This is a genomic window from Sulfitobacter sp. M05, assembly GCF_029285175.1.
Lineage (GTDB): Bacteria > Pseudomonadota > Alphaproteobacteria > Rhodobacterales > Rhodobacteraceae > Sulfitobacter.
Genome location: NZ_JABEDH010000007.1, coordinates 103552 through 129600, shown reverse-complemented (window position 1 = coordinate 129600; position 26049 = coordinate 103552). Strand labels below are relative to the sequence as shown.

The window sequence follows — 26049 nt, the reverse complement described above, 5'->3', positions numbered from 1 at the left end:
GTTCGTTATGTTTATCGTCAGGTTGATTCAAAAGACTGATGCTCTTCTATCGTTATATATAATGATACAAGAGCATAGGAGACGGCGGCTGCATAGGTGAATGGTATGAAGACAGCCCAGTTTGGGGATATTGCGCGAAAACTTGCCGTTCTTGCCGTAAAACCCGACACCAGTTTTGCGCTACAAGCTTTCCTCAACTCTTCAGCAACACGAGACATTGTCGATGTCATGAATGAAATTGATCTTCTGGCGCGTATCCTTGATGAACACGCGCCAGAGGGGAGGGAGCTTTAGCCCCCAATCCTTTTGACCGGAATGCCCAGCTTACGAGCTTTATCAACGAGGTTTTCGTGAATACCGGAGCCGGGGCAGGCGATGATACCCTTCGGCATGGTCTTCAAGAGTTTATCGTTGCGCTTAAAGGGGGCCGCTTTGTTGTGTGATTTCCAATCGGGACGGAAGACCACTTGGGTGACGCCTCGGTTCTCTGCCCAGAGGCTCGCGATGTGTTCGGCTCCGTTCGGTGTACCGCCATGCAGCAGGATCATGTCCGGATATTTCTCTCTTGAGCCGTCGAGGATGGTCCAAATCGCATCGTAATCCTGGTAGTCGCCGCCGGTGAAGGCGATGCGGGTGCCATCGGGACAGTGGATTTCGTTCTTCTTTCGTTGTTCTGCGGAGAGGAAGTTGCGGCTGTCGACCACCGAGGCTGTGAGGTTCTTGTGCGAAACCCGCGATCCTGATCTTGGCATCCAGATCGATCCGGTCTCTGTGTGGAAATGGGCGGCTGACGCATCCCGCATCGCCTCATAGGCATCCCGGTGCTCGACCAGTTTTTGTCCGCGCTCGATCTTGCGTTCCAACTCCAGGCTTTTGACCTCTGATCCGTCCTGGCATCGAACGAGGTCGCGTTGTTCGCATTCATTCTCGTCGAGCTGGCGCTCTAATCGGTTGAGGCGGCGATGAAAGATGTTGGTGAGGGACCAGAGCATCTCTTGCAGATCCTCTTCGAGCTGTGTGTCGGCGAGAAGCATGTGGCTCGCTTCGACCATGGAGCTGATGGCTATCTCAGTCTGGTCCTCTTCGGGCAGTGGGCGACGATCGATTTCGTCTTCGGGTGGTGTCGCGCCGTAGAGGGCGAGATCGTCGAGGACGCTGGCTGTGGCGCTTGCGTCGGGGGTGAAAGTGAAGGATGCGAGGGTCATGATCTGGTCCTTTTTTGAGGCTTTGGGTTTCGTCCTGATCCGATTTGGATGGGGCGATAAAAGGACCGTCAGCAGCCCGGGCGCACCCGAAGGGCCGTAGCGCAGCGAAGGACGGGCAGGGCGCGGAAATTTGTCTCGCGAGGAATGGGCGCGGCACGCGCGCAGGGGAAATTTACGGGACCTGGCCGTTGCGGCACGGGATGAGGGCGCCTTTGCGCCCGACCTGTCGGTCCATCGACCCCGGCATCCAAACGGAACAGGGCGCAGCGCCACCGCCAAAAGGTCAGTGCCTGATCCCATGCTTCCTTCCGGCCCCCTTACGCGGAGGGCCAGAGATCATGCTCAGATGCATGCGCATCGATGAAGGCCGCCAGCCGTTGGCGCAGCTGCGTCACGCCGTCCGTCGTGAGGTCCAGGTTGAAGTCGTCTCGCTCCGGGGTCAGGATGAGCGGTTCGATCCCGTCCGCATCGGCGCGATCTGCAAGCCGGGTTGCGGCGCGCGCGCCAGCCTCGTCGTTGTCGCGCGCGATCCAGAGCCGCCTGATCGAGGCTGGGTAGGTGAAGGCAGCGAGATGGTTTGCTGTCAGGCAGCAGGCCAAAGCCGCCCTTGGAAGCGCCGTCCCGACGGACAACGTGTTCTCAAGCCCTTCGCCGGCGAGAAGATCGGTGCAAGATCTCGTTTCACCAAACCGGATCGCGTTGCCATGTAGGCGACCGAGTACACGTTTCGGAGCCTCGATGGCGGCCAGACCGCCCGTCCGCGCATTGAGAAAGACGCGCGAACATCCTGTGACCGTGCCCGCATTGTCGGTGATCGCCGCAAGAAGTGCCGGGATTTCCAGACGCGTCCCATCCTGGGCCCTGAGATAGACATTTGTATGAAACGCCAAGGCTGGCCCGAACCGGGCGATACCGCGACCGCGCAGATAGGCCTCGGCCAAAGTGTTTCTGATCGGCCTGCCATAGGAGAACAATTTGCGACCCGCTGCCGCCTGACGATTGGAGGCCACGGCCGGTTCATAATCGCTTGTTCCGTCATCTGGTATCACGGGTGCCTCGCCGAGATAGTCAGCGGCTTGCCGCAACAGATCTGGGTAAGCCACAGGTTCCAGATGGTAGTGCAACAGATCGAGCAAGTCGCCGTGATCGCCATTCTGATGGTCGGTCCACTTACCAGCTTTCCTGCTGCCATGGGATTTCAACCGGATCGTCAGGCTTCGCCCTTTTGCACCGGAGATATCTGCCATCTGCCAATAGTTGCCAACTTTGCGTCCTTCGGGAAACCAATGCCGACAGAACGCTTCGGCATGACGCGCCAGACCGCGGGCCAGAGCGCCCGGATCCAGTCTTTCAAACTTGCTGCCATAATTGGTCATGCAGCACTCCTCTCTCCGGATCCGGCTGCTGTGATCTTGTGGCGTGCCATGAGCTGATCCAAGACATGGGTGTCATGGGCCGGAATGAACAGGCGCGTGGCCCAGGAGATAATCTCGGTGAAGCATCCCATCGCTTTATAGCTTTCCAAAGCGGCCGTATTGTAACCGGTGAGTTCCAGCCGGTATTCGCTCATCACCCGTGATCTGCGCAGGGTTAGACCACCGGACAGCGGCAGGCTTTGGCCACGTGTGAGGACCGCGTCGAATATTTCATCGGCGGTGAGCTCGACCGAGCATTCGAGCCCAAGAGCTGCATAGACGTTGGCGAGTTGATCCTGTGTCACCATACGGCCAATCGCGCGTTCACCATCCTCGGCTTGCAAGCGGTAGATGCGCATGTTGTCCGTTGGAAGACGGTCCCAGATCGGTAGTAAGAGGCCGGAGATCAACGTGAGCTTGGAGACGGACGTTTCGGGCACCGCGTCGACCTCCTTGGTCCAGGCGCGTTCGAACTCAAAATCGCTAACCTCCTCCCAGTGGGACGCGGGCAGCTCAAACTCCAGCATCCGGTCTGTCGCCATCGGCCGCATCAATTCAACCCGTGCGATTGGCTCGCCCTCGTCCGTCATCAGGCTGGAGGTTGGGATGAGCACCGCTGCCCGTTCTGATTTGCGGTTGAGCATCCGTTGGGCATTGGGCTGCCTCAGACAAAAATCTTTGACCTTCACCAAAGTCAGTGGGTGGTTTCGGTCAGTTCGTTCAACTGTCAGCGCAGTCGCCTTCGCACCGGTCGCCGCGTGCTCAAAGATCGTCTTGCGGTCGATGATCTCGAACTTCTCTGCGCGCAAGGTCTCCAAACCGACCTCATAAGTGCCCGCCGCGATCGCGTCATCGATGATCGCTCCGAGTAATCCCCCGAAGCATTCAAAGATAGCATCCTGCATATCGATGGTCAGCGCCAGACACCGGTTTAGGAATTGCTGGATCGGCGGCAGCTGCTCTTTCAGCGTGCCGTCACTGTCCATGAGTGACAGGCCGGTCATCTCTTCGAACCTCGTCTGCGAACACGCGCTGATCCGCCCCTTTGTCAAATCCCAGAAGAAGTTGCGCAGGGCCTTGCGGGCATAGGCACTTTCGAGATTATCCTCAGTACGGAACATGTTCTGGCCGCCGGTCTCGCGCTGGCCTTTGGTGATGGCTCCGAGCGTGTCGAGCCGTCGCGCAATCGTCGACAGGAACCGTTTTTCGCCTTTGACGTTGGTCGCACAGGGTCGAAACAACGGCGGCTGCACCTGATTGGTGCGGTTTGTGCGGCCCAACCCCTGGATTGCGTTGTCTGCCCGCCAGCCCGGCTCCAGCAAATAATGCACCCGCAATCTTTGGTTCTTAACCCCAAGATCGGCATGGTAGGAGCGTCCTGTCCCGCCCGCATCCGAGAAGATCAGGATGCGCTTGGCATCGTTCATGAAGGCTTGCGTCTCGCCGATGTTGGATGATCCCGGCCGGTTTTCGACCTTCAGGCGATGATCGCGCGTGCGGACAATGCGCCGGGAGCGTCCTGTGACTTCAGCTACGTGCTCTTTCCCGAAATGCCACAAGATCTGATCGAGAGCGCCTTGCACCGGTGCCAGTGCTCCAAGCCGTTCGACCATGGCATCGCGTTTGCGTGCCGCCTCCCGGCATTCAATCGGGTTCCCATCACCATCACGCGCCGGACGGGATTTGAGGTTGCCGTCTTCGTCGGTGTAGGGCTCGAATAATTGGGTTGGAAACGAATGCATCAGATAATCGAATACGTATTCCCGCGGCGTGATGTCGACATGCAGATCATGCCATTCCGATGCCGGGATCTGCGCCAGACGCCGTTCCATAAGGGCTTCGCTTGTTGAGACGATCTGAACCACCGCCGATGCACCGTTCTCTAAGTCGTTCTGCATGGATTTGATCACGCTCGGGCATTTCATCGCGGTGATCAGGTGATTGAAGAAGCGCTGCTTATTGCTCTCGAACGCTGACCGGGCCGCTGATTTGGCCTGCACATTTAGCGTGCTGTCCTCGGCAGTAATGCCTGAAGCCTCAAGTGCCGCTTCCAGATTGGTATGGATCACCTGGAACGCTTCGGCGTAGCTGTCGTAAATGTCGCGCTGTGCCGGTGTGAGATCGTGCACCAGCATCTCGTATTCGACACCCTCGTAGGACAGCGAGCGCGCCAGATAAAGACCGAGCGCTTTAAGATCGCGCGAGATGATCTCCATCGCAGCAATTCCGCCCGCTTCCATGTCCGCGATGAACTGTTCGCGCGTGGCAAAGGGTGAGTCACCGGTTGCCCAGAGACCGAGACGAGAGGCATAGGCGAGATTGCCAACAATCGTAGCACCTGTTGCCGAGACATAGAGCACCCGTGCATCGGGCACGAGGTTTTGAAGTTTTAATCCGGCTAGACCTTGCTGCGAGGCCTGTTTGTCGCCCCGTCCGCCTTCCTTTCCCTTTTCGCCTGCAGCGTTCGCCATCGCATGGGCTTCATCGAATGCGATCACGCCGTCAAAACCTTTGCCGAGCCAAGCGGTGACCTGATCGAGCCGGGAAGCTTTGAGGATATCGTCATGCTGGCGTTCGGCCGTGCGCAGCGTCGCATAGGTGACGAACAGAATGCCTTGTTCGAGGCGAATGTCTGAGCCCTGTTTGAACCGGGACAGGGGCACGATGTCAGAGACACGCCCGCCAATGGCAGTCCAGTCGCGGATCGCATCTTCGATCAGCTTGTCGGATTTTGAAACCCAGATCGCCCGCTTGCGCCCACGCACCCAATTGTCGAGGATGACACCCGCGACCTGTCGGCCCTTGCCGCAGCCCGTACCGTCCCCGAGGAACCAGCCTTTGCGCAATTGAAACCCGTCTTCGGCATCCGCTTCACACGCGATAAGGCGTTGGTCTTCGTCATCATGACGGAACCAGCTGCTCAAATGTTGCTCGTGGGCCTCCCCCGCGTATATGATGCTTTCGATCTGTGCGTCGGACAGCGCGCCGTCCGTGATCAGCTTGGCATGCAATTTAGGTCGATAGGAGGGAAGGGGTGGTGCGACCGAAGCCATGGCAGCTGATTGCACAAGGGCCGTTGGATGCGGATGTGCGCCTTCGATGGTAATCGACTGAACCTCATAACCTTCATAAAGCGCCTCGGTCAGACGGCTTGATTTTTCCGTCCAGAGTTTCGGTAGGTAGGCGATCTCTTCTGCCTCGATCAGATCAAATGGATGCCGTGCTTTCTCCGCCTCTACCGCCCGCACCTGGCTGCGCGCTTTATCTCGCAAAGATTGGATTGATGGTGACTGCACAACTGAGGACCTTGAAGCGTTTGCGGCCTGTTCAGTTGGCTCAAAAATCAAGCGGGGCGGACAATGGGCTTGCACCAAGGCCAGAAGCGCTTGCGAGCTTTCCGCCTGATCATGATAGGCGGCGGTCAGATCGGGGGTGAGACCTTCGCGCTTGTCGATGACCGTCAGGCGGGTTTCGGTCGTCGTGCCGTGGCGCGCGTAAACCCGGCCCGCGATCGGCGCGGAAAAGCGGATCGTAGCGATCTCGCCGATGCGCTTGAAGGCGGAGCGGAACGCCGTGTTTGCTTGAGAAACGTTGGCGACGGAGACAACGACCAACCGGCCATCTGGCTGTAACCGATCAAGCGCCGACAGAACATGCTGTCCCATCGCGGCCTTGTAGCGACCTTCAACACTGAGTGCGGCGGAGAACGGCGGGTTCATGATGATAAGGCTCGGCGAAACGGACGCATCCAGCCGATCATCTATTGAACTGGCATCATGACGGCTTACTGCGGCATCAGGGAACAGTTCGCCCAACAGGTCAGCACGGACATCATCGATCTCGTTAAGATGAAGTTTTGCGCCCGCCAACTTCGCGTAGATCGCCAAGAGGCCGGTGCCGGCGGAGGGTTCTAGAACGACATCATCAGCCCGACATTGCGCAGCTTCGGCAACGATCCAAGACAGTGGCAGAGGCGTCGAGAATTGCTGCAGCTTTTGCGAAGTCTCGCTGCGGCGGGTGTGTGATAGTGCGAAGCCCGCAATCTTCTCCACAATTGCCAAGAACTTGGCGGGCGTGTCGCATTGGCGACGCATCAGTGCGCCATATTTGAGCAGCAGCAGGATCTGCGCGCATTCGCCGACTTCGTATCCGTCCTTCCATACCCAAGCCCCGGAGGCGTCAGAGCCACCAAAAGCGGCCTCCATGGCTGCACGCACGATCTTTTGGTCGAGCGCTTTGCCCTGTTCAAAATATGGAAGCAGTTGATGGGCCGCCTGAAGCAGCGCGGCGGCACGCGACGGCGCGCCTGCAGTAAGCATATCTGTCATGGGAAATCTCCAGGTCAAAGGGTTGCCACCCATCCCCGCAGAACTCTCTCTGACACCGGGGAGGGCTTGCCCTTTCCCCGGACCTTCCTCTCCCTCTTTGCGGAAAACCCATGCTGGACCGCGCCTAGCAATGAGGGAGGGTCGTATTCTTGTTCCTGAGACGGGATAGCAGATAGCCATCCCGTCGCTGATCTTACTCAGCTGCTGTCACCTGCTGGGTGGCCAACCCGCTGACATCAATCCGCCCCTTGCCAATAATGACTGTAATGATCTGATCCTGTCGGCGCAGCCAATAGAGCTCGCGATCAATAACGCGGGTGATCGCATTGATTTGCGCCTCAAGGCTGGTCTCGAGCATATTGATGGCGAGGTCTTCAGCCTCATCACGGAACCAACGTTGCTGCTGATCGAAGGACCCGGCTTCGCTATCATCCGATGGATTGAACAGAGCATGTTCGAGGAAATCGACGAGATCGGCACTGGTCGCCTTGGACGCCTTGGTGACGACGATATCAACCTCATCCAGACCCCAATCATCTTCCCCGAAGATCAACCAGTCCGTTGCCAGGGTCCATTCCTCGGTAAGGGGCGCATCTGACAATGTGCAATGGATTTCCAATTGATCTGGCCGCTCGATCATCGTGTGGCGTTTGCCCGGCTCGACGCACACCGTGTCAGTATCACCGATGATGCGGTATCCTTTGACCGACACCCGGGCCAGTTGGTCATACCAATCGTAGCCTTCAAATCCGACTTTAGGATCATAAAGTTTGGTTTCAGCACGCTGGGCGGAGAGCGCGAAGGCGAGATTCTGCTCCTCGATCGCGCCACCTTCTGAATCAAAGACAACATCATCTGCGTCAATCACTTCGACCTTGCCATAGCCATTTTGGTCGCTGTCCGCGTGGCTCGGCTCGAACACACGCAATTGCATCGCGGCTGGCGGCAAATGGATGCCAAACTCGGCGGCGCGCTTGAAATTGTCATAGGAGAGAGAATGCGGTCCAGCTGCTTTGATCAGTTGATAAAAGATGGTGCTGATATGGGTGCGCAGTTCGTCCATGAAGGCGTTCTCGACGATTTCCTTACGGGCGGGCAGAACCAGCTTGATATCTGTGCACTGGATGACATCCAGACGTGCGTAGTATGATCGATGGAATTCTTGGCCCACGCTCGGCAAGCGGCCATAGAGGGTCACTCCGTGAAAATTGACCGTCTCGTTGTTACGGAAACTGATCGGGCCGCGTTCATAGATCCCGATCCGAATGCCGTTCCACTCTTCGATGTGCTCGGCATCTGACAGGAAATCTTTGCGCTCGACGCGCACGCCGTCGACCATGACGTCAAAGGGCAAATACCGCGCTGCGTGGTTGGCGGCAGCGACATAGCTTTCGTTGGCTTTGGTGGCGATTAAGATCGTGGTGCCATCATGGTTGGCGGGGCCGTCATTGCAAGTGATCGGAACCGTTCCGCCAAAACTGTCGGGTTGGGCATCGATCATCCAAGATTGGGGCGTGCCCTGTTTCTGGGCTATGATCCTGACCCTTCGACCAGCCAAAGAGAAAAACCCCATGCCAGCTGCGTCTTCCATCGATTGAACGTCCTCGTCCCACGCGCTCTGTCCCAGTGTGAAAAGGTCTCTGGGATCGTTAAGACCGGGGCCGTCGTCGATCAGGCAGATAACTGGACCGATGTTGGGATAATCGATCTGGCTCACTGAGATCTGTGTCGCTCCGGCGCGGCGTGCGTTTTGAAATAATTCGGCAAAGATATCTTCGAATGTGGCGTTGAACAGACGTGATACCTTGGAGATCGCGTCATCAGCGACGCAGGCGTGAAAGGATGTTGGGGTATTCATCGGAAAGCTCCTTGAAGAGGGGTGACGCCTTCCCGGAAACTCTCTCTCATAGGGGAAGGCTTGCCCTTTCCCAATCAGCCTCTCCCTCTTTCCGGCAGGCGCGCCGCCAAGCAAGACGCGCGGCGGTGTCAGTTCATCGACGATTTAGCCTCAGCCAAACAATAGCCGTCATAATCGCCCAAAAACCCCCAGCAGGACGCGACCTCGTTCTCATCCTTTTCGACAACGAAGCCGTAGCAATTTCCGGTCAGATAATGGTCGTAGGTTTGGACTTCTTGGCGCAGATAATCTGCGAGCTTGGTACGCAAGTTCTTTGAGACGCGGGTGACGCTGTGTTCCTTGCGGACGTCATCCAGCGTCACATAGATGTAGCCGACCTGGCCGGAATCCCACGGACAGTGAAACCCTGTGGTGTTGATGGTGATGCCGCTGTGATCATAGAGATAGAGCGGTAAGATAACGGCGCGCTTTTCGGCCCTCTCGAACAGGGCGTTCATCGAAAGTTCGGTATCGCTATCAAAGTCGCAGAGGTCGATCAGCAACTCACGGGGATCGGCATAGTCGTGTTTGTCGCCAAGAGTGTAGCGGCGGTGCCAGCAATTCATCGTGCCGATATTGTCAAAGTCGCGAGGGCTTTCGGGATCGGTATCGTACATGATTTTGATGGTGTGGTCTCGGTAAGTTTCCTCATAGATGGGGTTTTCCATTGGTCTTCTCCTCTTTCCGGCAAAGACGAAAAGGCCCGCCGTGATTGGCGAGCCTTGGTCTTTGTATTAATGTTTTGGATTGATCAGGCGGCGGCGCTTTCAGCCTTCCTGGCCTCGGCGGCCTCAAACTGCTCCTTGCTCAAGAGGTTGAAATAGAGGTTCTCGGTGGCCTTTTTGAAGCCGGGCGGTTTACGCGGCGCGAGACAGCGCACCGACGCGTTACAGCCCTCGCCATGTTCCATCGCGAAATGCGTGACCTGATCGACGAGATCCTCCATCCCGGCTGCGGTAAACTCTTTGCTGGGATAGGTGCCACCAAAGATGTCGTATTTGGTGACGACGAAACCGCGGTCTTTGTGGGCGGGGTGAAGCGTGACTTTGTATTCGCAGGGTTTAGCCATTTGTCTGGTCTCCGTGACGGGCGAGCCCGGATCATCCGGCCCCTTGTGAAACCCGTCAGACGGATAGGACCGTCCTCGATCATGAGAACGGTCCAGATATCAATGGGCACGTGTTGCGGTTAGTATTCGGATGGAAGCAGCAACGTCAGGACACGGCGGGTTCGCTTGGGATCGGTCGGTGTTTCCGCACCGTATTCGTAGTTTTCATCATACAGATCAAATTTGAACCAGACGCGTTCACCTTCGATTTCGAGCACACCCATCTCGTGCAATCCGTAAGGGTCGCTATTGGCGTCGAACGCATCGAAGGCGACCAGCGCCTCGATGAGCGCAGCGCGGAATTCATCGCTTTGTGCAGCGATGCCGGCTGTCATGACGAGTTTGCCGGGCGGGACACTTGGCGCTTTGAAAGATGCGGTCACGGATGTGCGGAAAGCATCGTTTTGTTGCGCGATGATCGCTGCAATCGCAGGATTGGTGACGTCCTGTTCATCTTGCGGTGCGGTAGATTGTGTTGCCTGGTTCATGATCTTTCTCCATGGCGGGATGGCCGACCCATTCGGCACTGGTTTGCCCGACAGCGCGATAGGACCGCCCCCGATCCCTTGGTGGGATGGGAACGATCCAAGAGCTGAACCTTTCGACTTGGCGTTAAGCTGCGTCGCTCATGAATGCGGGCAGGGTGTCTGCGTCAACTTCTACCGAGTTGAGTTTCGCCTGATTAGCTGCCTCTTCGCCAACAACCATTCCGTCTGGCAACCAGCGGGATGTCTTGGCAGCGGCCTGTGCCGTCAGACCAGCCGCCTCTTGCGGCGTGTCGCAGAAGGCCTGTTCCATCGCTTTTGCGATCTCGGCTTTGCGCAGCCCCGACTTATCATCTGCCCAACGATCATCAATCAACGCCTTTGCCATATCGAGTGCATGGTCTTTCTTTACCCGACCCCAATAGGTATCGGCCGTCGGACGCCAGCAGGCGGCAACATCCACATTGAGACGTGATCCGATCGCCTCGATCACAGCGCTTGCGCCAGTATCATTGGAGAGCTGTTGGTTCAGCGCATAGGCCGCACACCACGCGAACAACGCCTGTTTGTCAGGCTCAGACAGCGCTGACAGTTGCGCTAGATCCTCCGGTGCCTTGGCCTCCATCCAAGCAATGTTGAGACCGTCATTAAGCGCTTCGAGCATGCGTTCAGCAACAGTGTCTTTCAGAGTCTCCCGTGATGCCGTTGTCGTCGCGGGACGCAGCGATAGATCAAGAGGAGACTCGCGACGGTAATTGCCGAAAACCGAGGTGACCATCGCATAGAGCATCGCGTCATAGGCGGTGGCATAATCAGCCGCCAAATGCGCCCGAATGATCTGATGCCGCGTCGCCCGCAGATCGTCGGCCAGAGACCGTGGCATCCCTTGGGCCTTTCGCGCCGCGTCGGTTGCGTTCAATGGGGTATCGGGTCGAGACATCGCGGCCGGAAGCTCGATGGCCGGTCCTGAAAGGGTGTTGTTACCTTTAGAAAATGATCCGCCTTCGGCGTTATCTACAACATCAGTATCGGCCGGTTTGGGAATGTCCGCGGGTCGCACCAACCCGGTTTCTAGCCGCGCCTCGCCATTATGGGAGATGCTTACGATACATCCGGCGATCTTGTAGTCACCGTCGGTGTAGGCAACGTTGGCTTCCTCGATTTCGTCGATTTCGCGGATGCGTTTCCAGATCTGATCTTCTTCTTCCTGAAGTTCCTCTGTCCACATCTGCTCATCGTAATCCGTTTCCAGGACGGCGTGACGGTTTTCCAGTTTGGTTTTTTCTGCGGCGAGCTTCGGATCGGGATCGAGCGGTTGCGGATAGATCCGGCCGTATGGACGAAAGCTATCATAGTCGACGTCCAGACAGGCCTCCGCCCATTTCCAGATCTTGGTCGCGTCCGCAACCAGACCTTGTAGCTTATCCATCGCCAATTTCTCCAGCAAGTCTGGATCCTCCAGATGCATCGCGTCGCGCTCGGAAAAGAGGTCCTCAATGACGGAACCGCCTGCTTGCTTGTATGCGTCGATACCGACGAACAGAGCCAGTTTGGAGGAGCCGGAATAGGATTTCTGGGTGAGATGGTTCCGGATCGAATGGGGGGAGGGATTGTAGTGCTGCTTGACTACCTCCCACGCTTCAACCTGGCGCGCGTGATCGTCGGTCAATGTGAAGGCCATGACGCAATCGAGCGACATCTCACCTTCCCGAAAAATCTGCATCAGGTCGGGTGATACCGAGGCGAGCTTGAGACGCCGGCGCACGAGATCGTTAGTAATCCCGAACCGTTTTGCAATCTCATCCTCAGAGCGACCCTTTTTGCGCAATGCAGCAAATGCCTCGAACTGATCGGCAGCATGCATGGCGGCGCGGATCATGTTTTCAGCAGCGGATGTGTCTTCGGCCTGATCCGGATCTTCCACAGAGCACGCGATCGGATGGTTAGGCTTAATGATATTCTCTTCCGCCAGCTTGTTCAGGGCCGCCAAACGTCGCCCGCCGGCATGCACATGAAACTTCGTGCCAACTTTGTGCACGAGAAGGTTCTGTTTGAGGCCGGTCTCTTTGATACTGGCGTAAAGTTCGGCATCCTGGTCATCGGTCGCCGGTGTCTTGCGGACGTTCTTTGGGCTGATCACAATCTTGTTAAGCGGGATCATTTGCGGTTCCAGCTCTGGCAAGCTGGCAGCGCCAGCCGCCTTGGACTTGGCTGCGGATTTGGATTTAGGGTTGGTCATCGGAGAGCTCCTTCTTGGAGCCGGTCCGGGAGAGCCTCTCTCTCCCTTCAAAGCCCGGCAACCCGGGCTGACCTTCCTCTTCCTCTCAGCAGCATCAGGCACGGCGCGGAACAATCCATCAGAGTGCGGCGTCTCGTACTTTGCTTGCGGCCCAAAACCTAATTCGCAGGAGCTCTAGATGGGGCAGGGAGCTTTTATCACGAATAACGCGACGTGAATCCGGCAGCAGTTCTATGATAGCGAGGTGGCTAAGAAGCAAATGTGTTGGTAAAATTTTACCACCTGATAAAATACTGATAAGGATACTTATGTTAAATATTGACAGTTTTGGACATCTTTTTTGAATGGTTTTTCATTCAGCCGCAACTAAATCCGCCGTGTCGACAACGCCGTTTCTACTTACGAGTGCCACGCCAGCCACCGCTAGACCGATACCGAAAATTACTGCGGCACTTAGCGTTTCATTATAAAACAGAACGCCCATGGTTAGTCCGAAGAAGGGAACAAGGAAACTAAAGGCATTGGCCTGACTTAATGCGACTTCGGACAACACGGACATCCACAACACGTAGACCAAAGCGGACCCAAGTACAGACAGGGTGATCAGGACCACGATGAAGGAAATAGACCAGTCAATCGCCAGCGGCGTTTCAGTGGATGCCGAGAGGATCGCAAGCGGAACCGCCCCAATTAGAAACTGCCATCCGATTGTCATCAATGGGTCTACCGTGGCGGCGATCCGTTTCAAAACAATATTGCTGACAGTGATGCCAAGTGCTGCAAGCACGATGTAACTGACACCGATGATATAGTTGGATTGCGCCCCAGCAAAAAGGCCTGGCGCTGCAATCATGACAATACCGGAAAAACCTAACGAAAGGCCAACTTTGCCCCGAAGTGTTAACCGTTCGCCAAGGACGACACCTGCAAGGCCCGCAGCGAGCAACGGTTGACTATTGGCAATGACGGTCGCGATCCCGGGTGAGACCAATTCAGCTGCGTGAAACATGCCGAGAAACCCCAGGCTGGTTGCCCCAAGGCCAATTAAAGCAAGCGTCAACCATGTGCGAACACCTTTCGGGCTTGGCCGTCCAAGGGCCATAGCAAGACCAACTAGAATAAGTCCGGCAATGAGCGCACGTAGCGTCGCAAACGCAAGGTGCGGCGCGAATTTTATGCCGATCGTCAGCAGTGGGAAGCATGCAGCCCAAAGTATCATTGCCAACAGAATCTTCGCTAAAATGATGGCGCGCATACAAACTTCCTAAGTGATAGCGGGATTTCTTTTGGGTAGACCCAAGGGAGATCCTCAGCGTCGCTGTTTTGGGTTTGATTTGTACCGTTAATATTGTCGTCCAGTGTCAAATCTTAGGATACATCAATGTTCATCCTGTCGATCCGTTTCGGGGGCCGCGTTAGTTTTGGACACTTCATCAGGTTTCTTTTTGCCGTGCCCACCATGTCCGTGACCGAACAAGTGCATGGCAATCATGCCACCGCCGAAGAGAACGAGAAACCAGTTTTCTGCGAGCCATTGCATGAGTTTTCTTTCTGTTTGAAGTTTTCGAAATGGTGGGCTGATCTCAGCGCCTTTGCCGTGCGGAAAAGTAGTTGAACAACGGGCCAAAGATGAGGGCAACGAACCAGCCATAGGCAAAGGCTTCGATGAGTCCTAGGCCAAAGCTTGACCAACTAATCCAAGTGACCCACGGAAATAGCGGCAGCCATGCCTTAAACATTGTGGCTCCGGTAAAGATAAGTCCGAATGCCACGCAGATTGCAAAGGTGATTGCAAAAAATGCACCAAGACTCCATCCGAGCGCCTTGACGGGTATTTGGGGGGTGGTGGCAATGGTCATAACATCTCTCCTTCTGTGCAGCGCTTAGTGTCCGATGGACAGGATAAGCGCTTTCAGTAAGGTAGACGTATGTGCCGCAAGAACATTACACAATTGACCGCGGAAATCTGCGTGATGCTTTCAAATACAAGGTAAGTTGGTTTTTCGACCTAGCAACTGGATTGCGTAGCTTTGTTTTGGCAGCCTCCCGGCGGGCAAGAACAATCACTAAAGCCGTCTTTGCAACAGCCGCCGCAGTGGTCCAGCAAACTGTCGCGTAATGCCGCGCGCGCACGGTGGAGCCGCACACCTAAGGCCCCGACAGATACACCAAGGTCAGCGGCAACGGATCGCCGGTCGTCGTCTTCAATATCCACGCGACGTATCAGATCACTTTGATCCGGGCGCATGAATGGCATGAGCCCCGTTACACATTGGCAAACGTGGTCGAATTCTTCGGCTCCGTCTTCGCTTACGTCCGCCGTTTTCTGTTCATTCTCGAAAGCGGCGCTAAGCCTGCGACCACGCCCGATCTTGCGGTAGTGATCATTTAAAGTAGAGCGCAGGACCGCATAGAGCCAAGCTGTCAGTTTGTCGGTTTCACGCAGCTGGTCTTTGCGTTGCATGACCCTGATACAGAACTCCTGCAAAACATCCTCGGCCTCGGTTACGTTTCCCAATCGCTTGACCAGAAAACCAAGAAACATCTTCCGGTTAACAGAAAGCGCCTCAACAGAGGGGTCAGTCGTCGGTAGGACGTCGCCGGAAAAATGATCGCCATTGCTCAATTGACCGGACCTCTCTTAAAATAGAAATGTGGCCCGTGCGCTTGTCAAAAGTGGCGGCACAAGACCCACCAAGTTGTAGTCCAAAATCAGCAGAAATGCAAATACCGCGTTAGCGCCACAGGCCCCAACTGATCGCGAGCACCGCCGCCAGTATGACATCAATTATGATGCAGAACGGGACATACCACTTCGGGACATCCTTCAGGAAATGGGATTTCCTATAGTGAAGCATGTCCCAAACCGCGTGTCCCGCCAAACCAAACGGAATGATCCAAGGCGCTATGACCAATCCACCCAAAGCAAGCACCCCAAAGGTAATGGCAACGGAGACTTCTGACACGAAAGCCTGTTCCTGGCCATGTATCACAGTAAATCCAACATATATGCCCGCAATAAACGCTAGGGTTAGGGCCGCTGCCGCAACCGACCAATCCATCGGCAAAAGCAGGTGTGGGACGCTGACCGCAAGTGCGACGATCAGACCACTCCGCATCGGATGGTTTCCAATAAACGTCAGCATGTCACATGCCCTCCATGGTATGATCTTTGTCGTCGGATGGGGCCACATACCATTGTTTCAAATATATCCGCTGGAACACAAAAACGGCCCCAATAGCGATGGCTGCAATGAAAACAATAATCGGGTCCGACCCCAGTTTCATCACGGTGAATGCTGCAAGAACAACTGCGTCAAACGCCAGTGCGCACATCAGAATGATGCCGTTCGCGCCAATTTCATGCCGCAAGTGCCGGAACACGCCCCAGTGCACCAACATATCCATGACCAGGTAAAAGAACGCCCCAAATGACGCGATCCGGCTGAGATCGAAAAAGACCGCCAAAATTGATGCCATCACCACGGTATAAACCAAGGTGTGGCTGCGAACTGGACCAGACATTCCGAAATGCCGGTGCGGGATCATTTTCATGTCCGTTAGCATCGCCAACATCCGCGAGACGGCAAAAACGCTTGCCAAAACACCTGATGCAGTCGCTACGGCGGCCAAAACAACCGTGAAATAGAACCCCGCTTGACCAAACGCAGGTGCGGCGGCTTCGGCCAGTGAATAGTCTTTGGCGGCAACGATCTGATCAATGGTCAGGTTGGATCCGACCGCCAGTGCAACCAACAAATAGATCACAACACAGATCGCGATCGAGATCATGATCGTGCGCCCTGCATTGCGGTGAGGGTCCGTGATTTCCCCGCCGCTGTTCGTGATTGTTGTGAAGCCTTTGAACGCAAGGATCGACAGCGCAACAGAGGCCACAAATCCGGTCGCGTCAAATCCGGCCCCACTGCTGCTGGCATTCGGGAAACTCAACCCGCCAACCCACAATGCGACAATGCCAAACACCGCAATGCCGCCAATTTTCACGACGGCCATGATAATCGACAGCAGGCCCACTGATCTGTTGCCCGAGACATTCACAAGAAAAGCAAACAAGATCACGCCGACGGCCAAGAGAGGAACCAACGGGCCGCTGGATATGTCAAACGGGCGCAGCACATAGGTCGCAAATGTCCGTGCCACAAGGCTTTCTGAAATCACCATTGAAAGCGCCATCAACAAGGCGGCCGCCGCAGCAATCGCACCCGGCCCGTATGCCTTTTGCAAAATCATCGCGACGCCACCTGACGACGGCCACGCATTGGACATCTTGATGTAACTGTAGGCACTTAACGATGTGATGATCGCGCCCAATACAAATGACAGCGCAAAATATGGTCCTGCCAGCTGGGCGATCTGACCAGTCAAAGCAAAGATCCCTGCCCCGATCATGACCCCCGTCCCCATGCCCACAGCGCCACTGAGACTGATCGAGCCTTTGTTCAGGTCTGTATCGTTCGTATCAGCGCCGCTGTGGTCATGTTGCATTGGATATCCTTGGGTTTAGATTTTTGCACTGCGCAGCCGTAGTGCGTTGAGCACAACGGAAATCGAAGACGCGCTCATGGCGAATGCCGCGAACATTGGGCTGATCAATATTCCGAAGAAGGGGAACAGAATGCCCGCAGCGACCGGAACACCTGCAGTGTTGTAGATCAGTGCAAAGAACAGGTTCTGGCGAATGTTGCGCATCGTCGCACTTGCCAGCTTGCGCGCACGCACGATCCCGTCAAGATTCCCTTTCAACAGGGTAATCCCTGCGCTTTCAATCGCGACATCCGCACCTGTGCCCATCGCAATACCGACGTCAGCCTGTGCCAAGGCAGGTGCATCGTTCACGCCATCACCCGCCATCGCAACTTTTGCGCCAGCTTCCTGCAATTCGCGCACGATACGCGCCTTGTCTTGCGGCAGAACGTCGGCACGGATTTCGTCAATCCCCAGACGGACACCGATTGCCTTGGCGGTGCGTTCGTTGTCGCCCGTTGCCATGATGATCCGGAAGCCCAGTTCGTGCAGCGCTTTTAGGGCCGCAGGTGTGGTTTCCTTTACAGGGTCCGCAACGCTGACCAGTCCTGCAATTTTGCCATCAAGAACGACAAACATAACTGTTTCGCCTTCGTCACGGCGCAGGTTGGCCTTGTCGATCAAATCCCCGCCTTCAAGGCCCATATCGGTGATCAACGCGCGGTTACCAAGTGCTACGCGCTTGCCATCAACAACACCTTTCACACCCTTACCAGTGATGGCTTCAAAGTCGGTTGCCGTGACCATGTCAACGCCACGTTCCTGCGCACCGCGCACGATTGCCTCGGCAAGCGGGTGTTCTGACCCGCGCTCAAGTGATGCGGCAAGGCGCAATACCTCCGCTTCATCGTGGCCAGCCTCGGGCAAGACGGCAACTAAAGTTGGCTTGCCTTCAGTCAGCGTGCCGGTCTTGTCGACAATCAAGGTATCGACCTTTTCAAACCGTTCCAGCGCCTCGGCGTTTTTGATCAGAACACCCGCTTGCGCCCCGCGACCAGTGGCTGTCATGATTGACATGGGTGTCGCCAGACCAAGCGCACAGGGGCACGCGATGATCAGCACCGCAACCGCAGAGATTAGCGCATAGGACAGTGCAGGTGCCGGACCCCAAAGCGCCCACGCAGCAAAGGCAAGAACCGCCACCAAGATCACAATCGGCACAAAGTACCCTGCAACTTGATCCGCATATTTCTGGATTGGTGCGCGGCTACGTTGCGCGTTTGATACCATTTCGACGATTTGGGACAACATCGTATCGGACCCGACCCGGGTGGCCGCAATCACAAGACTGCCCGTGCCGTTGATCGTAGCACCCGTGACGGTGTCGCCTTCGACCTTTTCGACAGGAACAGGTTCGCCTGTGATCATGCTCTCGTCGATGGACGATCGCCCTTCGGTCACTGTGCCGTCCACCGGAACCTTGTCGCCGGGGCGCACACGGACGTGGTCCCCAACAAGAACATCCTCAAGTGGGATTTCTTCTTCAGTGCCATCTTCGCGAATGACACTTGCGGTTTTGGCCGCCATATCAAGCAGTGCGCGGATCGCCTTGCCTGTGCCTTCGCGTGCGCGCAATTCCATTACCTGCCCCAACAAGACCAATGTGACAATCACGGCGGCGGCCTCGAAGTAGACGCCGACATTACCGTCGACATCACGAAAGCCGCTTGGAAAAATGGACGGCACAAGAACAGCAACGATACTGAATATCCACGCGGCCATGACGCCCATAGCAATCAACGAGAACATGTTGAGGTTCATGGTTTTGAAGGAGTTCCAGCCCCGTACAAGAAACGGCCAACCGCTGTAGAGTACGACAGGCGCGCCAAGGACCAGTTCGATCCAAAGCGTGGCGCGTTCTCCAAATATGTCGCGGACAGGCAGACCCAGATACGGGCCCATTGTCAGGATCAGCAGAGGGATTGTCAAAATTGCCCCAAACCAGAACCGGCGCGTGAAATCGACAAGCTCGTGGTTGGGTCCGTCGTCCATTGTTGCCGATTCCAACTCCAGTCCCATTCCGCAAATCGGACAGGACCCTGCATGCGGCTGGCGCACGTCTGGGTGCATCGGGCACGTGTAAACAGCGCCGTCAAATCCGGCAGGAACACCATCCAAATCACCAGCGGGCACCTTTTCGGCCCCATGATGACCGTGGACTCCATACCCTGTATGTGCAGCGGCGTCTGCCTCTGCCTTTGGCACCAGATGCATACCGCACTTGGGACAATCCCCCGGCCCGTCTTGTTGAACTTCCGGATGCATGGGACAAACGTACAAGGACGTATCAGCGGGTGAATGTGAGTGTTGCATGATGCAGACGTTCCTTAAATATGCTGTCTTTGCGACAAGACGGCTTGCCGATTTCTGTTGTGATCCAATCAAGGAAACCCAACCATTTAATGTCCCACACCCTCGACCACGACGATTTGCATGGGCTCGGTTGTCGCTTGGTCAACGTTCATTCTGCAGGAGCGGCCCACGATGATACGGCAAATTCGCCGAGCTCGAGAATACTGGGTAAATGGTAGAGTTCGAGGGCGAGCGATGCAAATATAGCCAGACCCTCGGTTTTCCATACAATATCACCCAAGGCCGCATCCTGGACCGTCAGGATTTAATCCGAACCAGCATAAGCGCACGCTGTGTCTGCGTTTTCTTCCGTTTGGAAAGTAAAAGCAGATAACCCGCTGCTATGGTCAGAAAAATCAAAGTCATTGTCGTGTTCCTTCACTCAGAGAACTGGGCTTGTTGGTCCGCAATTATTTACCGCAGCAGCTGTGGGATTGATCTTTAGTTGGGTTAGATGTGGGAGCGCCTGACAAATCGGCGGTCTTCGCACGCTGGTTATCCACGGTTGCGCTGATCGTCTTAGACGACGCACAGCAACAGCCGCCTTGTGCCGGCTGAACGGTTTTTTCGTGTGGTGTTATATCTGTTCGCATGTCTCATATCCTTTGGCCAAAACGGTGTTGTATAAAGTAGACGTTCCATCCCGTAAGGCATTACAAAATTAGTTTGAGAAAATTAGTGCGGCCTGTGATAACCGCAGCTTGTCGGTCCATCCTGCGATGGGCCGACGAACAATTCGCCGATGTGTGCGTTCAGGGTCTGTCGTCCAAACTTTAGTCGCTTAACCACTTCCGTCAAACTTATCTCTAGCCTAATTGCGACGATCAGAAGTGATATTCCTTCAAGATCAATCGCTCGGACGATTAACGCCTGATCCAATGGAAGTATCGGCAATAACAAATCCAGGCAGTCGCAAATCACGACTTTCATTTCATCGTCTAACTGTGTTTCTTGATGTATGTTCATCGCATGCTCCAGCGCGGGATCTTTGTCGAAACGTAGACGTTAACAGTGCCAATCCATTACAGGTTCGCCAGAAGTTGGAGGCCTTTGGGTGGAACTCGTAGCGCTTAGCGCATTCATTCGGTCTAAAAGATTGGGTCAAAGCGCAATCCTTGTAATGTTTTCGCCCGACATGCGTCTTCTTATCAGAAGCAACGTGTTCAGCTTTGGAAACGAAGCACGGAGTGCAAAAATTTGTGGAGAAAATCATGACTGATGCGGAAAAATCAGCCGAAAGGTGCAACCACCGCAACGGGACGACTACGATTCCAGTTCGCCGCGATTTTTTGTATTTTGCTACGGCAGGAGCGGGTGCCGTAGCCACCGGTGCTGCGGTTTGGCCACTCTTGAACTCAATGAACCCAAGTGCCGATGTCACCGCGTTGTCCACGATCGATTTAGATCTGGAGGGCATCGAAGTAGGCACACGCATTACACTAACCTGGCGTGGCAAACCGCTTTTTGTAGATCACCGCACGCAAGAACAAATTGCGTTGGCGCGGGCCGATGACGGTGCTGACCTGATTGACCCGGCACTGGACTCCGAAAGGGCACAACGCCCTGAATGGCTGGTGGTCATAGGCGTTTGTACGCATCTTGGGTGTGTGCCTCTGGGTCAGAACAGCAGTGAACCGCTTGGCGACTGGAAGGGTTGGTTTTGCCCTTGCCATGGATCACATTACGACACTGCGGGGCGGATACGCAAAGGTCCTGCCCCGCGCAACCTTGATCTGCCACCTTACGAATTCGTGACCAATTCGTGGCTACGGATTGGCTGAAACGACACCAAAATCGCAGTTTGGTTGTTGGTATCGGTAGTGGCTTAGAGCATATCGAGGACCACATAAGCGCGAGCGTATGTACCGTGAGAATGTTCCATCAGATTATTTGCCGACAAATAAGTGGAAAAAATCCCATCCGAAACTTACCGTTCTTGACCGGTATTTAGGACCATCCTTCAGCATTTATTGATAAATGACAGCGCACATCTTGTTAAAAGGCTATCAAGATTAAAGATACGGCTTTGTCACTCAAACTCAACCATCTGCTCTTCAAAAAACGAAATCGCTGAATCGCTGTCCCATTCAGCTGGCCCGGGCTTGCGACCTATTTCGCGTCCCTGAGGGTCAATCAGAAGGGTTGTCGGCATCGCAAAAATTCCAAGCCTGCGCATGGCTGATCCGGTTTGGTCTATGAATATGCTGTCCTCATCGAGACCAAGTTCTTGATAGAGGCGGAGCACGCTGGCGCGTTTTCCGGCATCGGTAGAAAGGGCAACGACCTGGAATTGTTGTCCCCCGAGTTCTTGCTGCAAACCCTGCAAGTCGGGGAGTTCCTTGCGACATGGCGGACACCACGTTGCCCAGACGTTCAGGAGAAGGTATTTTCCTTCGAAATCCTCAAGCGTAAACTGCTGCCCTTCCAAATCTTCAAACGCGATTTCCGGGATTTCTTTAGGTGTCGGATGAATGCCGAAAACGAACCTTTTTCCCTCTGCGAATGTCGTATCCGGCAAGATTGCAAGCAACATCACGAAGGGAAGAAACCGCTTTATGAACTGTTTCATTTCAACTCCTCCATTCGTGCCAACACCGTGCGTATTGTCGTCCCGCCTCTGGGTTGGGTCGCGGATGGGTTTGTGGGTTCTGTCCAGGCGATGAACACGCCCCCCTTGCCAAGTGTCATTCTGGGGAAACCGACTGTTCTCCCGCTTGGGCTGATCGCCACGATTTCGGGGCGTACGCAACCTTCTTGCGGTTTAACGGAACAGATCAGAATTGCTTCACCCTGCACTGTTTGTTTGACCCAAGTCACCAGCGCAGAGCCATCTTTCAATTGTATGACGTCGACCCTACCGGACGGTGCACTGGTGTCGATTTCCAGCGCTTTCGCAAAGGTTATGCCATCATCGCTTGAAAACGCGACTTTGACCTTGGGAATATCATTTGCCGCGGTGAACCACGCCACAGCGGAGTTGCCATCTACCGTATCAATCGCGGGGCCGTTCACGGGGCAGCCTTCGATGTTCCATCCGTCTATGCTGACTGGTTGCGGGGTGGACCATCCCTGCGATGTTTCGCGCACGATTGATATGTCCCGTATCTCTTCGAGCGACCGGTCCCTGTAGACGACAAGAAGTTCGTTATCGCCGGTTACCGCAGCGGAAGTCTGACAACATGTACAGGTACGCGCGTCGAGCAATAGATCCTCTCCCATGGAGCTATCGGCCGAAAATTTGCGCATACGCAATTGCATGGCGTTATCTGCAACATCTTGTGACGCGTAGGTGTCATAGCTCTGCCCATCCAACCAGATCACCGAAAAACCGCCGCCATCGTTTGGCAGCAGTGTCGCGAAACCGTGCTGGCGTTGTGAACGATCGTCGTGAGGAATGATTGGTGTTGACCAAGTCACACCTTCGTCCTGTGAAAAGGCGATATTGATATCGTAGAAATAGTCATCATCACCATTGGCGCGAAGCCAATGCGCAACAAGCGAGCCATCTTCCAAAGCGATAGCAGATGGAAAATCTGCCCAATTTACGAAGAGATCATTCCGCTCAACCACGGTTTGTGGCCTAGACCATTCGGTACCATCAGAAATTGCGACTTTTACTACAAAACTGTCTCCTTGAGGTTCAGTCCAACTCATCAGCACGCGACCATCGTTCATGGTGGAGAGAAATGGCTCACGTGCCCCTTTGGTCACAGGCGGAGATAGTTCCTTGATAGAAGAAAAAACTCTATTTTCAGCATTGCTATCAGAAGCGCCGAGCCACAGAACGCACAACGATGCAAGCGCAGATCTCAGAAATTGGGTGAGCTGTTGGCATTTCAGTTTCATTTGTTCACGATCACTTCCCTTGGCTTCAGCACTCTTACCGTAACTATTCCACTACTTCTGGCCCAACTGAGACAAGATATGCCCAAATGTCTCTGGCATCGTCTACTTTTTTCAGCTTGAATCCCATCTTGGATTTAGCCTGCTTGTCGTCCAGGTAAACTGCCAAAAATTTCTTTGGGTCCGCAACGTAGCTCATGAAATCAGTTTCGCTCCACGCCAAACCACTTTCACCGGCCTCAACGATGGAACTGCCGTACTTGTCGCTAAAAACTGGGTCGGTTCCCGCAATGCGATTATACAGACCATAGAGGTTCGGCCCAACGGCGCCACCTTTTTGAATCACGTCGCCACTTGTATCGATAATTGAATGGCATGCCTTGCATCTCTTAAAGACTTTCTCGCCTGCGTTGGCATCACCGGTTGCATGGCCATCAGCAAATACTGGCATCCCCAAAAATGCCAACGCAAGTGTTGTAAAAAAAACAGATTTCATTCTAGCCTCTCCTTTGATTTGTTTGGTTTGGATCTTCATCCGGATTTTGGCGGGACTCAGTTTCGATCTGATTGCACGACCACTTAATGTTTTGGTTGATCTTCCGGCGCGGGAAGCTGTTAAACACCCACTGAAATGACAGTAGCAAACATGACAAAATTTTCCGTGCCACAGATGAGTTGTGGCCATTGTAAATCGTCGATCGAGAAAGCCGTTGCATCAGTGGATGCGGATGCTGTCGTCGACGTTGATTTGACCAGTCGAGAAGTCTCAGTACGACGAGTCTCCAACACTGAGATGTTGATCGAAGCCATGAAGTCTGCAGGCTATGAAGCACATGTCCTGTCCTGATCGCGGGCGTTGCCACTGAGACCAGCTGGCCCGAGAATATCTTGCGTTTAGTAAGAAGACGCGGTTGCATGACTTCAATTGATCCCATTTTCTCTTTGAAGTGCGCGCACATAGGCCACGATATTCAGAACGTCTGCCTGTGACACATTTTCAACGGTAGGCATGTTACCAAATTTCCAATGATGAGCGCGAACACCGTTTTTCGCGGCCAGCACAAAAGCCATATCACCGTGGTGGCCAGGTTCGTAGATTCTATGAACCAAAGGCGGGGCAATACCATCCCTGCCCTGTGCATTCTTACCGTGGCAGGTAGCACAAACGGCATCATAGGCGCGCTGCCCAATCTCTTCTTGGTTTGAGAACGAAGCGGGCACCTGGACAGTGACAATCGCACCGTCCGCCAGAGTCGCGGTTCCGCGTTTTTGGGTGTCTACGTTGGGGCTTGCTGACAACGTCAAATACCATACCGCTGCAGCCAGCGCGACCAGTGCAAAGAATATTGCTCCCCGCCTCATTTTTGTTCCTCCTTCGAAAACGGGTCGTTTTGTTTCATGCGCGTACCATTGCCAGTGATGGTTCTCGAATCTTAACCACTTTTATAGGTCGTGGGTTCTTCGAGAAGAACAAAGTAATCTCGTGAAACCGGATCCGGGTGTCTTCCAAGGTTTGATAGTAGCGAAAGAGTTCTTTCAAAGGCGCCGAGAAGTCTTTGTGTGCGGCCAACACAGCAACAAGCGCTCCAAGGCTGATCCGACCCTCAATCACGAAGTAGCCACCAAGAGAATAAAACAGAAACGGTGTGATCGCTGTCAGGAAGTTGTTGAGGGCTTTGATGAAAAATTTCAAACGAAAGATTTGCCGCCTGACGACCTCTAACTCCCGAAAATTCTTGCCGGCTTGCTCAAGTCCCGAATGACTGGATTGCCCGGCGCTTAGCTGATCGCTGAGTTGCTTGCCCAGCAGTCTGACTTCTTTGATCCTCTTGCGCGAAAGTATGTTGACGCGGCGTTGAAGTCTAGGGAGCAAGATCAATTGTATGGGCAGTACGGTCAGCGCTGCAGCACCCAACACCGGATCTTGCATGAACATAAACAGGAGGATGGTCAGCAACGTACCACCCTGCAAGATTGGCAATGTGATCACATCCGCGGCAAACCCTCCAACGGGTTCGACCTCTTGTGCAAGGATCGGTATGATTTCACTTTGCTTTTGCGCTTCCACATCATTGCGCCATTGCCGATAGATCAGCAGCCGGAAACGACGCAAAAATCGTTCAGCCACATAACCCTTAAAAACGTTCAGTACATATTTGTTCAGCCCATTCAGGCTGATCGCCATCAGATAAAGGCCGGACAAGACCATCAGCAGCGTGACTTGATCAAATCCATACCCGAAAAACTCAAGCGGGAAACGCTCTGCATTCAAGGCATTATTCACAATCTGTTTAGGCAGCTCCAATGTGACATAAAGGATCGGCATCGCAACCAGACTGAGCAAAATCATTAATACCTGTTGCTTTCGAGTGTACTGCAACACCGTCTTGAAAAGACTTGTATCCAGTCCACGAACTGTTTGTGGCTGTGGAACACAGACGTTTTTCTGGCTCAATCGACGAAGGATACCGGTTATGATCAAATACAAAACAACGCTGACAAGCATCGCAGGTACCACCACAAAGATTACATGGATGAAAGGGTGGATCCAGTCGGGGGCTGTTTCATCATACTGGTAGCCGACGAATGCAGTGAAATCGTGGAGCAAATCATGATATCTGTCTAAGAGAGT

General features: G+C 54.5%; 23 protein-coding genes. 3 read left to right on the top strand and 20 right to left on the bottom strand.

Going from position 1 to position 26049, the window contains the following annotated elements; genetic code table 11:
* Positions 1-105 precede the first annotated feature (105 nt).
* A complete protein-coding gene (locus tag HKX44_RS18740; protein WP_276152872.1) occupies positions 106-294 on the top strand; it encodes a hypothetical protein in 189 nt (62 codons plus the stop codon).
* On the opposite strand, the gene HKX44_RS18735 is transcribed toward HKX44_RS18740, so the two are convergent.
* From HKX44_RS18735 to HKX44_RS18665, 15 genes are all read right to left on the bottom strand, one after another.
* On the bottom strand, positions 291-1205 hold the full coding sequence (locus tag HKX44_RS18735) for a DUF2493 domain-containing protein (protein WP_276152871.1): 915 nt from the start codon (positions 1203-1205) through the stop codon (positions 291-293). The two genes, HKX44_RS18740 and HKX44_RS18735, sit on opposite strands and share 4 nt — an antisense overlap.
* A 317-nt stretch (positions 1206-1522) precedes the next feature.
* Complete coding sequence (locus HKX44_RS18730) at positions 1523-2581, bottom strand: toprim domain-containing protein (RefSeq protein ID WP_276152870.1); 1059 nt, start codon at positions 2579-2581, stop codon at positions 1523-1525.
* Positions 2578-6948, bottom strand: coding sequence for a strawberry notch-like NTP hydrolase domain-containing protein (locus HKX44_RS18725; RefSeq protein ID WP_276152869.1), 4371 nt, complete (start codon positions 6946-6948; stop codon positions 2578-2580). The genes HKX44_RS18730 and HKX44_RS18725 overlap by 4 nt, the downstream gene beginning before the upstream one ends.
* Before the next feature lie 193 nt (positions 6949-7141).
* Entirely contained in the window at positions 7142-8665 is a 1524-nt protein-coding gene (locus tag HKX44_RS18720) for a hypothetical protein (protein WP_276153248.1), read from the bottom strand.
* 269 nt (positions 8666-8934) lie between these two features.
* Positions 8935-9513 (bottom strand): hypothetical protein, encoded by a 579-nt coding sequence (locus tag HKX44_RS18715; protein ID WP_276152867.1) that lies wholly within the window; start codon positions 9511-9513, stop codon positions 8935-8937.
* An 83-nt stretch (positions 9514-9596) separates the two neighbouring features.
* Entirely contained in the window at positions 9597-9914 is a 318-nt protein-coding gene (locus HKX44_RS18710; protein ID WP_276152866.1) for a hypothetical protein, read from the bottom strand.
* 119 nt (positions 9915-10033) lie between these two features.
* Positions 10034-10441, bottom strand: a complete 408-nt coding sequence (locus HKX44_RS18705) for a DUF3768 domain-containing protein (RefSeq protein WP_276152865.1) — start codon at positions 10439-10441, stop codon at positions 10034-10036.
* Between the two features lie 124 nt (positions 10442-10565).
* On the bottom strand, positions 10566-12599 hold the full coding sequence (locus HKX44_RS18700) for a ParB/RepB/Spo0J family partition protein (protein ID WP_276152864.1): 2034 nt from the start codon (positions 12597-12599) through the stop codon (positions 10566-10568).
* A 430-nt stretch (positions 12600-13029) separates the two neighbouring features.
* On the bottom strand, positions 13030-13932 hold the full coding sequence (locus HKX44_RS18695; RefSeq protein ID WP_203243477.1) for a DMT family transporter: 903 nt from the start codon (positions 13930-13932) through the stop codon (positions 13030-13032).
* A gap of 123 nt (positions 13933-14055) precedes the next feature.
* On the bottom strand, positions 14056-14217 hold the full coding sequence (locus tag HKX44_RS18690) for a hypothetical protein (protein ID WP_203243566.1): 162 nt from the start codon (positions 14215-14217) through the stop codon (positions 14056-14058).
* Positions 14218-14260: 43 nt separating this feature from the next.
* Complete coding sequence (locus tag HKX44_RS18685) at positions 14261-14536, bottom strand: DUF5676 family membrane protein (protein ID WP_188678666.1); 276 nt, start codon at positions 14534-14536, stop codon at positions 14261-14263.
* 149 nt (positions 14537-14685) lie between these two features.
* Positions 14686-15303, bottom strand: a complete 618-nt coding sequence (locus tag HKX44_RS18680) for a sigma-70 family RNA polymerase sigma factor (protein ID WP_203243478.1) — start codon at positions 15301-15303, stop codon at positions 14686-14688.
* A gap of 109 nt (positions 15304-15412) precedes the next feature.
* A complete protein-coding gene (locus tag HKX44_RS18675) occupies positions 15413-15823 on the bottom strand; it encodes a hypothetical protein (protein WP_276152862.1) in 411 nt (136 codons plus the stop codon).
* A gap of 1 nt (position 15824) precedes the next feature.
* Entirely contained in the window at positions 15825-17183 is a 1359-nt protein-coding gene (locus HKX44_RS18670) for an APC family permease (RefSeq protein ID WP_276152861.1), read from the bottom strand.
* A gap of 15 nt (positions 17184-17198) precedes the next feature.
* Complete coding sequence (locus HKX44_RS18665; protein WP_276153736.1) at positions 17199-19535, bottom strand: copper-translocating P-type ATPase; 2337 nt, start codon at positions 19533-19535, stop codon at positions 17199-17201.
* Between the two features lie 1250 nt (positions 19536-20785).
* Here HKX44_RS18665 and petA point away from each other — a divergent pair.
* Positions 20786-21355 carry a ubiquinol-cytochrome c reductase iron-sulfur subunit gene (gene petA, locus HKX44_RS18660; RefSeq protein ID WP_188678671.1) on the top strand — a complete coding sequence of 190 codons (570 nt, stop codon included), beginning with the start codon at positions 20786-20788 and terminating at the stop codon, positions 21353-21355.
* 248 nt (positions 21356-21603) lie between these two features.
* Here the strand turns inward: petA and HKX44_RS18655 are convergent, their stop codons facing one another.
* The 3 genes from HKX44_RS18655 to HKX44_RS18645 are packed head-to-tail and all read right to left on the bottom strand — an operon-like array spanning position 21604 to position 23913.
* Positions 21604-22143, bottom strand: coding sequence for a TlpA disulfide reductase family protein (locus HKX44_RS18655; protein WP_203243483.1), 540 nt, complete (start codon positions 22141-22143; stop codon positions 21604-21606).
* On the bottom strand, positions 22140-23420 hold the full coding sequence (locus HKX44_RS18650; protein WP_276152859.1) for a sialidase family protein: 1281 nt from the start codon (positions 23418-23420) through the stop codon (positions 22140-22142). The genes HKX44_RS18655 and HKX44_RS18650 overlap by 4 nt, the downstream gene beginning before the upstream one ends.
* Before the next feature lie 43 nt (positions 23421-23463).
* Entirely contained in the window at positions 23464-23913 is a 450-nt protein-coding gene (locus HKX44_RS18645) for a c-type cytochrome (protein ID WP_203243485.1), read from the bottom strand.
* 135 nt (positions 23914-24048) lie between these two features.
* Here HKX44_RS18645 and HKX44_RS18640 point away from each other — a divergent pair, with 135 nt between their 5' ends.
* The gene (locus tag HKX44_RS18640; RefSeq protein WP_346348191.1) at positions 24049-24264 is read left to right on the top strand and encodes a cation transporter; all 216 of its coding nucleotides are present in this window, start codon (positions 24049-24051) and stop codon (positions 24262-24264) included.
* Positions 24265-24338: 74 nt separating this feature from the next.
* Here HKX44_RS18640 and HKX44_RS18635 read toward each other — a convergent pair whose 3' ends face one another.
* Together HKX44_RS18635 and HKX44_RS18630 are read right to left on the bottom strand one after the other, a co-directional pair.
* Positions 24339-24779 (bottom strand): cytochrome c, encoded by a 441-nt coding sequence (locus HKX44_RS18635; RefSeq protein ID WP_203243487.1) that lies wholly within the window; start codon positions 24777-24779, stop codon positions 24339-24341.
* A 34-nt stretch (positions 24780-24813) separates the two neighbouring features.
* Complete coding sequence (locus HKX44_RS18630) at positions 24814-26025, bottom strand: ABC transporter ATP-binding protein (protein ID WP_238937158.1); 1212 nt, start codon at positions 26023-26025, stop codon at positions 24814-24816.
* Positions 26026-26049 lie beyond the last annotated feature (24 nt).

Bases quoted from the DNA above. Each gene is read 5' to 3' on its own strand.
- HKX44_RS18740 (WP_276152872.1), top strand. From the start codon at position 106: ATGAAGACAGCCCAGTTTGGGGATATTGCGCGAAAACTTGCCGTTCTT.
- HKX44_RS18735 (WP_276152871.1), bottom strand. From the start codon at position 1,205: ATGACCCTCGCATCCTTCACTTTCACCCCCGACGCAAGCGCCACAGCC.
- HKX44_RS18730 (WP_276152870.1), bottom strand. From the start codon at position 2,581: ATGACCAATTATGGCAGCAAGTTTGAAAGACTGGATCCGGGCGCTCTG.
- HKX44_RS18725 (WP_276152869.1), bottom strand. From the start codon at position 6,948: ATGACAGATATGCTTACTGCAGGCGCGCCGTCGCGTGCCGCCGCGCTG.
- HKX44_RS18715 (WP_276152867.1), bottom strand. From the start codon at position 9,513: ATGGAAAACCCCATCTATGAGGAAACTTACCGAGACCACACCATCAAA.
- HKX44_RS18710 (WP_276152866.1), bottom strand. From the start codon at position 9,914: ATGGCTAAACCCTGCGAATACAAAGTCACGCTTCACCCCGCCCACAAA.
- HKX44_RS18705 (WP_276152865.1), bottom strand. From the start codon at position 10,441: ATGAACCAGGCAACACAATCTACCGCACCGCAAGATGAACAGGACGTC.
- HKX44_RS18700 (WP_276152864.1), bottom strand. From the start codon at position 12,599: ATGATCCCGCTTAACAAGATTGTGATCAGCCCAAAGAACGTCCGCAAG.
- HKX44_RS18695 (WP_203243477.1), bottom strand. From the start codon at position 13,932: ATGCGCGCCATCATTTTAGCGAAGATTCTGTTGGCAATGATACTTTGG.
- HKX44_RS18690 (WP_203243566.1), bottom strand. From the start codon at position 14,217: ATGCAATGGCTCGCAGAAAACTGGTTTCTCGTTCTCTTCGGCGGTGGC.
- HKX44_RS18685 (WP_188678666.1), bottom strand. From the start codon at position 14,536: ATGACCATTGCCACCACCCCCCAAATACCCGTCAAGGCGCTCGGATGG.
- HKX44_RS18675 (WP_276152862.1), bottom strand. From the start codon at position 15,823: ATGCTGACGTTTATTGGAAACCATCCGATGCGGAGTGGTCTGATCGTC.
- HKX44_RS18670 (WP_276152861.1), bottom strand. From the start codon at position 17,183: ATGCAACATGACCACAGCGGCGCTGATACGAACGATACAGACCTGAAC.
- HKX44_RS18665 (WP_276153736.1), bottom strand. From the start codon at position 19,535: ATGCAACACTCACATTCACCCGCTGATACGTCCTTGTACGTTTGTCCC.
- petA (WP_188678671.1), top strand. From the start codon at position 20,786: ATGACTGATGCGGAAAAATCAGCCGAAAGGTGCAACCACCGCAACGGG.
- HKX44_RS18655 (WP_203243483.1), bottom strand. From the start codon at position 22,143: ATGAAACAGTTCATAAAGCGGTTTCTTCCCTTCGTGATGTTGCTTGCA.
- HKX44_RS18650 (WP_276152859.1), bottom strand. From the start codon at position 23,420: ATGAAACTGAAATGCCAACAGCTCACCCAATTTCTGAGATCTGCGCTT.
- HKX44_RS18645 (WP_203243485.1), bottom strand. From the start codon at position 23,913: ATGAAATCTGTTTTTTTTACAACACTTGCGTTGGCATTTTTGGGGATG.
- HKX44_RS18640 (WP_346348191.1), top strand. From the start codon at position 24,049: ATGACAGTAGCAAACATGACAAAATTTTCCGTGCCACAGATGAGTTGT.
- HKX44_RS18635 (WP_203243487.1), bottom strand. From the start codon at position 24,779: ATGAGGCGGGGAGCAATATTCTTTGCACTGGTCGCGCTGGCTGCAGCG.